The following is a 12777-nucleotide window of genomic DNA, read 5'->3' as shown; positions in this document are numbered from 1 at the left end:
ATCAATTCATTATTTTCACTAACAGTTCCTTAAGTAAATCTCCCTGGGATACATTAGTAGCCCCTACCCCTTTACTTTTTACGTCAGTTTCCTGAAGCAGACTTATGGCATGACTTACTTTTTTCATGGGATAATTTCGTGCGGCTGTTACATAATCACTCACAAAGTATGGATTTACCTTAAGCTGCTTGGCTACGACTCCCTTTGATTTATCAGCCAAACCATGATATTGAAGTAGCTGTGAGAAAAAAGAAAATAATAAGGACACGGTTACCACCATAGGATTATCCTTAGGGTTCTGGGCGAAATAATTAATTATTCGATGTGCTTTCAAAGAATCTTTTTCGCCAATGGCACTTCTCAGCTCGAAATTATTGAAGTCCTTACTTATACCTATATTCTGTTCTATGATCTCCGGACTTATTGTAGTTCCCTCAGGACAAATAAGCTGAAGTTTCTGGAGTTCATTATCAATTTTACCAAGATCGGTTCCCAGAAATTCTACCAGCATTTGAGCTGCTTTTGGTGAAATTCCAAAACCTCTACTCTTGAGAGTTTTAATGATCCAATCTCCAACCTGGTTCTCATACATTCTTTTTCCTTCGAAGATGACCCCAGTTTTGGCGATGGTTTTATGTAGCTTTTTACGCTTATCTATTTTCTTATACTTGTAACAAACCACTAGCACCGTCGTAGGCTGAGGATTTTCGGCATAATCAACCAGTTTTTCGATCGTTCTGGCAAGATCCTGAGCTTCCTTAACGATCACCACCTGTCTTTCAGCCATCATGGGATATCGTTTGGCATTACTTACAATATCTTCGATATTGGAATCCCTGCCATAGATTACCATCTGGTTGAATCCTCTTTCCTCTTCCGTAAGGATATTTCCTGCAATAAAATCTGAAATCCTGTCTATATAATAAGGCTCTTCCCCCATCAGAAAATAAATAGGCTTAATATCGCCTTTCTGAATATCGGTTACGATTTGTCTAGCTTCTTCCATATAGAATTTAGTGCAGATTAAAATGAAGGGAATTCAAATAAAGTAAATTGCAGTGCTGTAATATTCTTTATTACTTTTGAATCATGCAAAAATTGAACTTTCCTTCTTATTCGTTTCGGTTCAAAAATAATCAAAATAAAATAGCAGTTTTTGACGAACTCAGGAAAAAATTCATAATCCTTACCCCTGAAGAATGGGTAAGACAACATTGCGTGAAATTTTTGCATAAAGAAAAAAATTATCCGCTGAGTCTCATCAATGTAGAGAAGCAACTTAAAATCGCCGGACTCACTAAGAGATATGATGTAGTTGTTTTTGAGCCAGAGGGAGATATCCAGATAATTGTGGAATGTAAATCTCCAACTATTAAAATAAACCAGGATACTTTTGATCAAATCGCCAGATATAATTTAAGTTTGAAGGCGAATTATCTCATGGTAACCAATGGTATAGAACATTTTTACTGCAAGATGGACTATGAAAATGAAAATTATATCTTTTTAAAGGAACTCCCGGAATATACCCGCTAATGAATGTAGCTGTAGTAATATTAAACTGGAATGGAAGACATCTGTTAGATCAGTTCCTACCTTCAGTAGTAAAATTTTCTCAAGAGGCTAAAATATATGTAGCAGATAATGCTTCTACAGATGACTCAATCGCCTATCTGGAAAAGCACTACCCATATATTAGCATTATTAAAAATGCAGAAAATGCGGGGTATGCAGGAGGCTATAATCTGGCTTTGAAATCTGTACCGGAGGATATCCACATCCTTCTAAATAGTGACGTCGAAGTCACTGAGAACTGGCTCGTGCCGTTAATGGAAGTATATAGAAATGAACCAAAGACTGCTGCGCTTCAGCCAAAAATTCTAGATTATAAGGAAACAGACCATTTTGAATATGCTGGAGCTGCAGGCGGATATTTAGACAAATTTGGTTATCCTTTTTGTCGGGGCAGGATATTTCAGCATCTGGAAGAAGACCATGGTCAATATAATGATGATCGGTATATATTCTGGGCCAGTGGCGCCTGTTTAGCTATTCGGAAAAATGCCTATGAAGAGATCGGTGGCCTGGATGAAGATTTTTTTGCCCACCAGGAAGAAATAGATTTGTGCTGGAGACTACAGAATAAGGGTTACAAAATAAAATATGTCAGTGCATCCCGGATTTTCCATGTGGGAGGAGCCACTCTTCAGGATATGAATCCTAAAAAAACTTTTTTTAATTTTAGAAACAGTCTTTTTATGCTTCTGAAAAACGTAGAACCTAATAAAGTGTTTATAACGATCTTTGTTAGAATGATCCTGGATGGAGTTGCGGCCTTCAAGTTCATATTTGAAGGAAAATTCAATCATTTTTTTGCAATTATGGACGCCCATCTTAGCTTCTATCGACATTATAGGAGAATTAGAAAAAAAAGACCGAAAGAATTCATTTTCAGGAAATACTACCTGATTTCCTCCGTTGTATATGCTCATTTTGTACTGCGCAAAAATAAATTTAGTGATCTTAAAAAATAATTAAAAAAGGAAATGTTAAAATACCCTTCCGTCTTATTATTTTTTTGATATTTTTGGGCATTCTAACAATATAAAATTATAAGAAACCTATTATGAAAAAAATCATGCTTTTGTCGGCAACTGCTGCCATTTTGCTATCTTCATGTGTTTCACAGAAAAAATACAATGAGCTGGAAGCGAAGCAAAGAGAAACTCAGGATCAGTTAAACACTGCTACTGTTAAGTTGAATTCTTGTCTTGATGAAAAAGGTAGAATGGGTGAGCAAATCACTCGTCTAAACAATACTAATGCTGCCCTATTAAATAATGTTGGTGATCTAGCCACTCTTTCTAAGAAAGAGGCTGAAAACCTTGAACGTTCTTTAGAGAGCATCAAAGAAAAAGATCTTGCAATTCGTTCTATGCAGGATGCAATGAACAAAAAGGATTCAGTTACTCTTGCTCTTGTTACAAGTCTTAAAGGTGCTCTGGGTAATATGAGTGATGAGGATATCGAGATCAACGTAGAAAAAGGAGTTGTTTACGTATCTATTTCAGATAAATTATTATTTGATAGCGGTCGTTACAACATTACTCCTCGTGCTAAAGAGGTACTTGGAAAAGTAGCTACAGTTGTAAAAAACAAGCCAAACATCGAATTTATGGTTGAAGGTCACACAGACAACAAGCCAATTAGTACTTCAATGTTTGAAGATAACTGGGATCTAAGTGTGAAGCGTGCTACATCTGTAGTTAGAGTTCTTCAGGATGACTTTGGTGTTGAGCCTGCTCGTATGACTGCTGCAGGTAGAAGTTACTATATTCCTGTAGCTACTAACGAAACTGCTGAAGGTCGCGCTAAAAACAGAAGAACAAGAATCGTAGTTCTTCCTAAACTTGATCAATTCTACAGTATGATCGAAGAAGGAATGGAAAAAGCAACTTCTGGAGAGGAGTAAGCATCCATTAAAATATATTTTTAAAAAGCCCTGCAATTGCAGGGCTTTTTTATTTTTAACACTTAAAATACTATAAATCAGTATTTTATATTATTTTAGTCACAACCGACCACACCTAAATTTTGATGCTATGAAGAAGACAGATGCTTATATCTGGTGTTTTGGTGCGCTCCTATGTGCTAACGCCTTTCTCTCCTGTACCAGAGATGAATTTAAAAATCCTGAATTTGAATCAACACGGCAGTATTCCATTGATGAAACCAGCAAAGCTTATTCACAATATTATACAAAGCCGGAACCAGTATCTTTCGTGATAAGCGAATTATTTTCAGATGAAAAACTACTGGCTGAACCCTGCGACTTAACCGATTTTGGAGAAGTGCTTCAGGGTTATTTTCAAGACCTAATGACCGATCCAAATTTTGACTTCGAACTCATCAATTATTACTCAGAATTAAACCGCAAATATGTAACCTTCTACGAGGGGGAGAATTATTATGGAGCAAATGGAGAGTATGACCAATTAGCTAAAAAAAGAATTCGTGATCTGGAAAAATTCTGGGACCTCAACCGTGAAATCCGGCTAAATGGACAGCATACTTCTACTTTAAATGACCGGGAAATCCTTACAGATATGATAGAAAGTTTTGACCGGACCGTACGTAATAGAGAACAGGCCTATAAAAAAGCAGATGAACTTCTAGAATTAAACAGGCAATCAGCAAACATACCTGAAAATCCTTATTTTGCCCTGGATGCTTTTACCAGGTCTAACGGCCTTCTGGTTATTGGTGACGGTTTACTAGAAAGTCTCATTGCAATAGGTATTGATGAAGAAGTAGCTTTTACAGCTATCCTATCCCACGAATGGTGGCATCAGGCACAATTTGAAAATGATGAAAAATGGGATTATATAGATCAATTACCTTCTCAAGCAGAAAAATCCAGATTTTCTGAATTGGAAGCAGATTTTGCGGCAGCCTACTATATGACCCATAAACGAGGAGCAACTTATAACTGGAAGCGAATCGAGGATTATTTCAATTTATCATTCAATGTGGGGGATTGTTTAACCAGTAGTGATCAACATCATGGTACATCGGAACAAAGGCTAGCGGCAGCTAAACTGGGTTATGCATTGGCAGATTCAGCTCAGAAAAAAGGTTTCATTTTGACTCCCGATGAAGTTCATGAGGCCTTTCTAGAGGTTTACGAATCAAAGATCCTATAAACACTTTCAGACAATAAAAAAAGCCCTCAAAAGAGGGCTTTATTAAGGTTTTTAGGACTTCAGAAATTCCAGTAGAATTTTATTAAACTCTGCTGTATGAGTTAACACTAAGCCGTGAGGAGCTTCTTCTATTACATGATACTCATTGTCCGGAATCAGGTCTGCACTTTTCTTACCAGAGATCTCAATAGGAACAATCTCATCTGCATCTCCATGAACAACCAATGTTGGAACATCAAATTTCTCCAGATCTTTTCTAAAATCTGTATAACCGAAAGATTCTATACATTCTAATGTAGCATTAGGAGAAGCTTTGCAAGCTACTGCCCAGTAGTAATCGGCCATTTCCTCACTAATACGATCTCCAACTTTATCAAAATTCACAAATTGTTTTCCAAAGCCTTTTAAGAATGCAGGCCTGTCCTTTTTAATTTCCTTTTTAAATCCTTCAAAGGTTTCTTTTTCCAAACCATCTGGATTATCATCGGTTTTAAGCATAAATGGAGGTACTGCCGAAATAAGTGCTGCCTTCGATATATTAGCTGTTCCGTATTTCCCAATATACCTGGCAACTTCTCCTCCACCCATTGAAAATCCAACTATGGTAACTTCAGAAAGCCCAAGTTCAGTAATTATATCATTTAAGTCGTTTGCCAGGCTATCATAGTCATAGTTTGTCCAGGGTTTATCGCTATCTCCAAAACCTCTTCTATCGTAGGCGATGCATCTAAAACCAGCCTCAACTATTTCGTTGATCTGATATTCCCACATTCTATGACTCAATGGCCAGCCGTGAATTAAGATCACGGGCTTACCTTCACCATAATCTTCATAAAAAAGATTGATATTCTTTCCTTTTTCTTTACTCGTCGTCTCTATAAAACTCATAACAATTCAATTTTTTCTTAAAATATGAATGTTCGGTTCTATTTAAAATTATAAAGACTACTTTAATATGTAATTAACTGAATGGAGCCAAAATTTGGAAGATTTTTACATAATATCAATACTACCTTTTCCTTCACGAATAACTTCTGGTTCGTGAGTTGTAAGATCTATTACCGTAGAAGGAATATTATCCCCGTAACCACCATCTATGACAATATCCACTAGATGATCCCATTTTTCCAGGATCAGTTCGGGATCTGTACTATATTCAAGAACTTCATCATCATCTTTTATAGATGTTGAAACAATTGGATTTCCAAGTCCGTTCACTATAGCCCGGCAAATATTATTATCTGGCACCCGAATACCAACAGTCTTTTTCTTTTTGAAAACGTTAGGTAAACTATTGCCTCCCGGAAGAATAAAAGTATATGGTCCGGGTAAACAACGTTTCAATATTTTAAAAGTGGCTGAATCTATTTGCTTCACATAATCTGAAAGATTACTTAAATCTTCACAAACAAAAGAAAAATTGGATTTCTCAAGTTTTACATTTTTGATCTGGGCTATCTTCTCTAACGCTGCTACATTGGTAATGTCACAGCCTAATCCATAAATAGTATCTGTAGGGTAAATAATAAGCCCCCCTTTTCTAAGGGTTTCAACTACTTTATTAATATGTTTTGGAGCCGGGTTTTCATCATAAATTCTTAGTAATTCAGCCATAATAATAATTTTTAAAACCTATTAATAATTATAAATTTTCAAGTGCAAGATAAACACTTTCCTTAATCTGATTTTTCTACTTCGCTCTCTAGCTTCAATACTTTACTGCCATCTTCCTGTTCAATATACAAAGCTTTATTCCCTTTTTCACCTTTTCTGGTTATATCACTGCCTTCAACTTGTTTGGTCACTTCTTTGCTATAAGTTGAGATCACTTTTCCAGAGGCAGTACCGTTTCCCCATTTCTATTTCACCTGGCTTCCTTCTCTAATCATATTTTTATTTTCAAGTTAAAGAATACTCGTAAATCTTATCCTTAAACCGCATGGCTTGCCTTCATTTTTAGATGATTTTTAACAAACGTAAACTCATGTTTAAAGTTTTATAGCACATCCTTTAATCAATATTTGGAATTGCGATGAATACAGACAAAAAAAAGAGACCTAAAAAAGGTCTCTAAAAAATTATTTTTTGTTTGGTGTTGAGATCCAGATTATTGTAGGGTTATATCTAACTCTCTTAGCTAATATATGTAAAAAATACATAGTATATGCAAATTCATTTTAAGACAGTACTTTTAGTTTAGCGAAACGAAGCAATAGCTTCTTGATTCCGCCTTGTTCAAAATCAATTTCTGCCTTTTTATCCTGTCCCATTCCTTCTATTTTCAAAACCTTCCCTTTACCAAATCTCATATGCTCAACCTCATTCCCTGCAGAAAGGTCTATAGTATTTTTCGCTTTATCAGGTTCGGGAGCTGCCGGCTTTAGCTTTCTAAGCTTGCGCAGTTGTTCTTCAGAAGGTTTATGCGCCGGTGGCGGAGTTCCACCTTTTGGCTTGGTTTGTCGTAATTTGCTCTTATCTACCTCATCTCCAAAAATATCAGTATCTATAAGCGGTTTATACTTATAATCATCCTGAGGCACCATTAATTCTAAATACTGATCGTCTATCTCATCTATAAATCTACTAGGTTCAGCATCTACTAATTTACCCCATCTGTATCTCGATAATGTATACGTAAGGTAAGCCTGTTTTTCAGCACGCGTCAGCGCCACATAGAATAACCTTCTTTCTTCTTCAAGCTCACTACGAGTATTCATACTCATTCCTGAAGGGAAAAGATCTTCTTCCATTCCTACTATATAAACGTACGGAAACTCCAGCCCTTTGGCGAGGTGTATAGTCATCAAAGCTACACGATCTTCGTCACCTGTATCATTATCAAGATCTGTAGCCAAAGCTACATCCTCTAAGAATTCTGAAAGAGATCCGGTAGCGTCTGCCAGTTCTCGCTGACCTTCTACGAAATCACGAATACCATTCAGTAATTCTTCAATATTCTCAATTCTGGCAATACCTTCTGGAGTACCATCCTTTTTGAGTTCCTGGACCAAACCAGTTTTCTTGGTAACAGTTTCAGCCACCTTAAAGGCATCATTAGTTTCGTTCATGATCGCGAAACTCTTGATCATGTTTACGAAATTCTCAAGTTTCGTTTGAGTTCCACGATTAATATTCAGATTTAGATGCTGAATATTTTCCATCACTTCAAATATGGACCTGTTATGCTCTCTTGCGGCGATAGATAAACGATCCATTGTCGTCATTCCGATTCCTCTGGACGGATAATTGATCACCCTTTTCAAGGCTTCTTCATCCTTAGGATTCAGTATTAACCTTAAATAAGAAAGTACATCCTTGATCTCCTTCCTCTGGTAAAATGAAAGCCCTCCATAAATTCTATAAGGAATATCCCTTTTTCGTAAAGCATCCTCCATCGCCCTACTCTGGGCATTGGTTCTGTAAAGAATCGCAAAATCACCATTGTTGAGTTGATTCTGCATCTTGTTCTCAAAAATAGAACTGGCTACATACCTACCCTCCTCACCATCGGTAAGCAATCTATTCACGATGATCTTGGGACCATCATCGTTAGCCGTCCAAACTACTTTATCAAGTTTCGTCTGGTTTTTATCAATTATGGAGTTGGCTGCACTTACGATATTTTTGGTAGACCTGTAATTCTGTTCCAGCCTGTACATCTGTACATCGTCATAATCTTTCTGAAAATTCAGAATATTATTAATATTAGCTCCACGGAAAGCATAGATACTTTGCGCATCATCTCCTACCACGCATATATTCTGAAATTTATCTGATAATGCTCTAACTATTAAATATTGAGAGTGGTTTGTATCCTGGTACTCATCTACCAGAATATATTTGAACCTGCTTTGGTATTTATGCAGAACATCTGGAAAACGATTTAAAAGCTCATTTGTTTTCAACAGTAGATCATCAAAATCCATGGCTCCTGCCTTAAAGCATCTATCTACATATGCCTTGTAGATCTCTCCCAATCTTGGCTTTTTAGACATTGCGTCAGCTTCCTGCAGTTCTCCATTCTGGAAATATGCCTTGACAGTGATCAAACTATTCTTATAGGATGAAATTCGGTTATAAACCTGTTTATATTTATAAACATCCTTATCCAGTCTCATATCCTTGATAATAGCTCGAATAACCGAGTGCGAATCCTGAGTATCGTAAATCGTGAAGTTAGAGGGATAACCAAGCTTATCTGCCTCAAATCTCAACATTTTCGCGAAAATTGAATGGAATGTTCCCATCCATAGATTCTTAGCCTCGCTACTACCCACAATTTGAGAAATACGATGTTTCATTTCTCTCGCGGCCTTATTAGTAAAAGTAAGTGCAAGAATGTTAAAGGCATCCACCCCTTGATTCATCAAGTAGGCGATCCTAAAAGTAAGTACCCTGGTTTTCCCGGATCCTGCTCCGGCAATTACGATCATGGGTCCATCTTTTTGCAGCACCGGAGCCCTCTGTGCATCATTTAATCCAGCTAAATAAGCTTCCAAATTTTCTCCTTTTTTAAAAGCTGAAAGGTAACTAAAATGCTTAAAAAAGGAAACCAGATCACTAGCGTTTTTTGAAACAATTGGTATCACTGTCCGCCCAGTGTATTATATTTTGATATCTTTAAAATCCTGGAATTATATATTCGAAATTATACATGAAAAATTCACTTTTACTCCTATTATTTTTTTCCTCCTCCCTTATCTTTTCTCAAGCACCTCAACAGGGAAAAGTAATTCCGGAATACGGCAAAACATTTCACATTGAATCTCCAGGTTTTAAAACAGATACTAGCTCGACCTTAAAAGTTGTCTTTGATGTGGATAGAAGTTTTGATGAAGCAGAACCAAATAAACTTATTGAAACCGCTGCGAGATACCTCAACATGCATGAGAATGCAGGGGTAGACCCAGGTAATATGAACATCGCCCTGGTACTTCATGGAAAAGCCGTTCAGGATGCTTTAAAAGATGAATATTATACCGAAAGATTTCCTGAGGTTTTAAAAAATCCAAATTCACCGCTTATAGAAGCTCTGGTAGAAGAGGGTGTAGAAGTCATAATTTGCGGTCAAAGTGCTACTTATTATAAGGTAAATAGAGATAACACAAATGAGAATTCAAAATTTGCACTTTCGGCAATGACTGCCCTGGTACAGCTTCAGAATGATAATTACAGATTAATAAAATTTTAAACTCCATGCATATGAAATTGAAATTATCCCTGCTAAGCATTTTGGTCTGCGGAATAGGCTTTGCTCAAAATACGGTTTCGGAAGAAGAGTTCAATAATATAGAAGAAAAAGTCATAGAATGGCGCAGGGACTTCCACGAACATCCCGAATTATCCAACCAGGAATTTAATACTGCCGAGAAGATCGCTTCGCATCTTAAATCTCTTGGAATTGAAACTAAAACCGGTATTGCCAAAACCGGAGTTGTGGGAATATTGAAAGGAGATAACCCTGGAAAGACTATCGCCTTGAGAGCTGATATTGATGCGCTACCGGTTACTGAAAACAATGACCTCAAATTCAAATCTGAAGTAAAATCGGAGTTTTTAGGCACAAAAACAGGAGTAATGCACGCTTGTGGTCACGATACTCATATCGCAATTTTGATGGGCGTAGCACAAATACTTTCAGAAAATAAAGATAAGATCAATGGTACGGTAAAATTCATTTTTCAACCGGCTGAGGAAGGCCCGCCACCAGGAGAAGAAGGAGGCGCTAAATTAATGATCAAAGAAGGAGTTCTGGAAAATCCCGATGTAGATGCTATTTTCGGTTTACATATAAATGCGGCCACTCCCGTTGGAACCATAAAGTATAAACCTGAAGGGACTATGGCAGCTGTAGAACGATTCGTGATCAATGTCAAGGGAAAACAAGCCCACGGATCGGCTCCATGGAGCGGAGTAGATCCAATATTAATTTCAGCAAAGATCATAGACGGTCTTCAAACTATTATTAGCAGAAATGCAGATCTTACTGAATCTGCCTCTGTAATTACGGTAGGTAAGATCACCAGCGGAGTGAGGTTCAACATAATTCCTGAAACCGCGGAAATGATTGGTACTGTAAGAACATTAGATCCAAAAAATAAAGAATTGATTATTAATCGAATGACAGATATGGTTTCAACCATTGCTAAAGCTTATGGCGGAGAAGCCACGATCGATTTTCAGAATAACACAGCTATAACCTTTAACGATCCTGCTCTTACCAAACAAATGCTTCCTACCCTTAAAAATGTCGCTGGAGCAGGAAATGTAAATTTGATGAAAGCGACCACAGGTGGTGAGGATTTTTCATTTTTTCAGGAAAAAGTGCCAGGATTCTACTTCTTCCTGGGCGGAATGCCAAAGGGGGCTGAACCAACAAGGCATCATACCCCAGATTTCATTATAGATGAAAGCGGACTGTTGCTGGGAGTAAAAACGATGACGCAATTAACATTTGATTATTTAAATCAAAAGTAATGGAAGATTTCATATTCTTTTTAGGGGGAATTCCCTGGTGGGCATGGATATTAATACTGCTGCTCATCATTGCCTTCTCCGATATATTTTTCAATAAAAAGCACACTATAAAACACAATTTTCCGGTGGTAGGCCATATAAGGTATTTTCTGGAAAGCATTGGTCCCGAGTTACGCCAGTATATTGTGGCAAATAATCGCGAGGAATTACCATTTAACAGAAGAGAAAGAGGATGGATCTACGCCTCAGCAAAGAATGAAAACAACTATGAAGGTTTTGGAACAGATCAGGATATTTTTTCCACGCATTATATTTTCATAAATAATGCGATGTTACCCTATAAACTACCAGAGGGACACCCGAATATAAAAAATTCTGGATTAATTCCGTCTGCCAAGGTCATGGGAGCATGGAACAACCGAAAAAGACCTTACAGGCCGGCTTCGGTCATTAATGTTTCGGCTATGAGTTTTGGGTCCCTATCAGCAAAGGCAATAGAATCCCTGAATGAAGGCTGTAAATTATCTGGTGCTTACCATAATACCGGTGAAGGTGGTTTTTCTCCGTATCATAATAAAGGAGCTGATGTAGTTTTCCAGATCGGCACCGGTTATTTTGGAGTAAGAGATGAGTATGGAAATTTCTCCCTGGAGAAGCTTGTGAAAATGGTTCAGGAAAATCCTCAAATTAGAGCGATCGAATTAAAATTATCCCAGGGTGCCAAACCTGGAAAAGGCGGGGTTCTTCCTGCAGCAAAAATTTCCAAAGAAATCTCTGAAATCAGAGGAGTGGTAATGGGAAAAGATGTAATCTCTCCATCTTATCATTCAACTTTTAACGATTTGGAAGGAATGGTAGATTTTGTAGAATCTATTGCTAAGGCTACAGGATTACCAACAGGTATAAAATCTGCTGTTGGAAAATTACAGGACTGGGAGGATTTAGCCCGAATCATGCAGGAAAAAGATTATGGGCCCGATTTTATTAGTATTGATGGTGGTGAAGGAGGTACAGGCGCTGCTCCGCCTAGTTTTGCAGATCATGTTTCTTTGCCATGGATCTATGCTTTTTCTGATGTCTACAAAGTATTTCAGAAATATAAATTAACCGAGAGGATCGTTTTTGTAGCTGCGGGTAAACTTGGTTTTCCTGCAAAAGCGGCAATGGCTTTTGCATTAGGCGCAGATATTATTAATGTTGGGCGGGAAGCCATGATGAGCATTGGTTGTATACAGGCTCAAAGTTGCCATACGAACACCTGCCCTACTGGTGTTGCCACTCAGAATAAATGGCTCCAATCTGGGATCAATGTAAAAGATAAGGCTATGCGAACGAATTTCTATTTTGTGAAATTCAGAAAAGAGCTACTGCAAATAAGCCATGCTTGCGGTTACGAACATCCCTGCCAGTTTAAAACAGATGATGTAGATATTAACCTAAGCGACAAGAATCTTGCAAAAACTCTGGCAACCACTTTTTCTTACCATAAAGATGAAGTAAATTTCGCCTCTGTTAAGCAACTTCTGGATTGTCCTCATTTAGGCGGAAACTTAAATTTAAAGCATATGAGGAAGACCGAAGAAGCAATTGACTAATT

11 protein-coding genes and 1 pseudogene are annotated in these 12777 nt (G+C 37.4%); 7 read left to right on the top strand and 5 right to left on the bottom strand.

Annotated elements, in window-relative coordinates; all coding sequences use genetic code 11:
• Position 1 precedes the first annotated feature (1 nt).
• Complete coding sequence (gene holA / locus G530_RS0107320; RefSeq protein ID WP_026933904.1) at positions 2 to 1006, bottom strand: DNA polymerase III subunit delta; 1005 nt, start codon at positions 1004 to 1006, stop codon at positions 2 to 4.
• Positions 1007 to 1089: 83 nt separating this feature from the next.
• On the opposite strand from holA, the gene G530_RS0107315 reads away from it, so the two are divergent.
• The 4 genes from G530_RS0107315 (at position 1090) to G530_RS0107300 (ending at position 4703) form a co-directional block, all read left to right on the top strand.
• The gene (locus G530_RS0107315) at positions 1090 to 1536 is read left to right on the top strand and encodes a type I restriction enzyme HsdR N-terminal domain-containing protein (RefSeq protein ID WP_026933903.1); all 447 of its coding nucleotides are present in this window, start codon (positions 1090 to 1092) and stop codon (positions 1534 to 1536) included.
• Positions 1536 to 2534, top strand: a complete 999-nt coding sequence (locus tag G530_RS0107310; protein WP_026933902.1) for a glycosyltransferase family 2 protein — start codon at positions 1536 to 1538, stop codon at positions 2532 to 2534. The genes G530_RS0107315 and G530_RS0107310 overlap by 1 nt, the downstream gene beginning before the upstream one ends.
• Before the next feature lie 92 nt (positions 2535 to 2626).
• Positions 2627 to 3472 (top strand): OmpA/MotB family protein, encoded by an 846-nt coding sequence (locus G530_RS0107305; protein WP_026933901.1) that lies wholly within the window; start codon positions 2627 to 2629, stop codon positions 3470 to 3472.
• Between the two features lie 130 nt (positions 3473 to 3602).
• Complete coding sequence (locus G530_RS0107300) at positions 3603 to 4703, top strand: neutral zinc metallopeptidase (RefSeq protein ID WP_026933900.1); 1101 nt, start codon at positions 3603 to 3605, stop codon at positions 4701 to 4703.
• A gap of 51 nt (positions 4704 to 4754) precedes the next feature.
• Here the strand turns inward: G530_RS0107300 and G530_RS0107295 are convergent, their stop codons facing one another.
• The 4 genes and pseudogenes from G530_RS0107295 to G530_RS0107280 form a co-directional block, all read right to left on the bottom strand.
• Positions 4755 to 5591 carry an alpha/beta fold hydrolase gene (locus G530_RS0107295; RefSeq protein ID WP_026933899.1) on the bottom strand — a complete coding sequence of 279 codons (837 nt, stop codon included), beginning with the start codon at positions 5589 to 5591 and terminating at the stop codon, positions 4755 to 4757.
• Positions 5592 to 5696: 105 nt separating this feature from the next.
• Positions 5697 to 6317: an L-threonylcarbamoyladenylate synthase gene (locus G530_RS0107290; RefSeq protein ID WP_026933898.1), complete on the bottom strand. Its 621-nt coding sequence runs from the start codon at positions 6315 to 6317 to the stop codon at positions 5697 to 5699.
• Between the two features lie 62 nt (positions 6318 to 6379).
• Positions 6380 to 6550, bottom strand: a pseudogene (locus tag G530_RS16660) (HVA1 family protein); the annotation flags it as partial.
• Between the two features lie 330 nt (positions 6551 to 6880).
• On the bottom strand, positions 6881 to 9202 hold the full coding sequence (locus tag G530_RS0107280) for an ATP-dependent helicase (RefSeq protein WP_026933897.1): 2322 nt from the start codon (positions 9200 to 9202) through the stop codon (positions 6881 to 6883).
• Positions 9203 to 9357: 155 nt separating this feature from the next.
• Here G530_RS0107280 and G530_RS0107275 point away from each other — a divergent pair, with 155 nt between their 5' ends.
• The 3 genes from G530_RS0107275 to G530_RS0107265 are packed head-to-tail and all read left to right on the top strand — an operon-like array spanning position 9358 to position 12775.
• Complete coding sequence (locus tag G530_RS0107275; RefSeq protein ID WP_026933896.1) at positions 9358 to 9894, top strand: DsrE family protein; 537 nt, start codon at positions 9358 to 9360, stop codon at positions 9892 to 9894.
• Positions 9895 to 9905: 11 nt separating this feature from the next.
• Positions 9906 to 11180 (top strand): amidohydrolase, encoded by a 1275-nt coding sequence (locus tag G530_RS0107270; RefSeq protein ID WP_026933895.1) that lies wholly within the window; start codon positions 9906 to 9908, stop codon positions 11178 to 11180.
• Positions 11180 to 12775 carry an FMN-binding glutamate synthase family protein gene (locus G530_RS0107265; protein WP_026933894.1) on the top strand — a complete coding sequence of 532 codons (1596 nt, stop codon included), beginning with the start codon at positions 11180 to 11182 and terminating at the stop codon, positions 12773 to 12775. Before G530_RS0107270 ends, G530_RS0107265 begins: the two co-directional genes overlap by 1 nt.
• Positions 12776 to 12777: the final 2 nt, after the last annotated feature.

This window comes from Christiangramia echinicola DSM 19838, assembly GCF_000423065.1.
Lineage (GTDB): Bacteria > Bacteroidota > Bacteroidia > Flavobacteriales > Flavobacteriaceae > Christiangramia > Christiangramia echinicola.
Note: the sequence above shows the minus strand (reverse complement) of the source record. Positions and strands in the feature narration are given on the sequence as shown.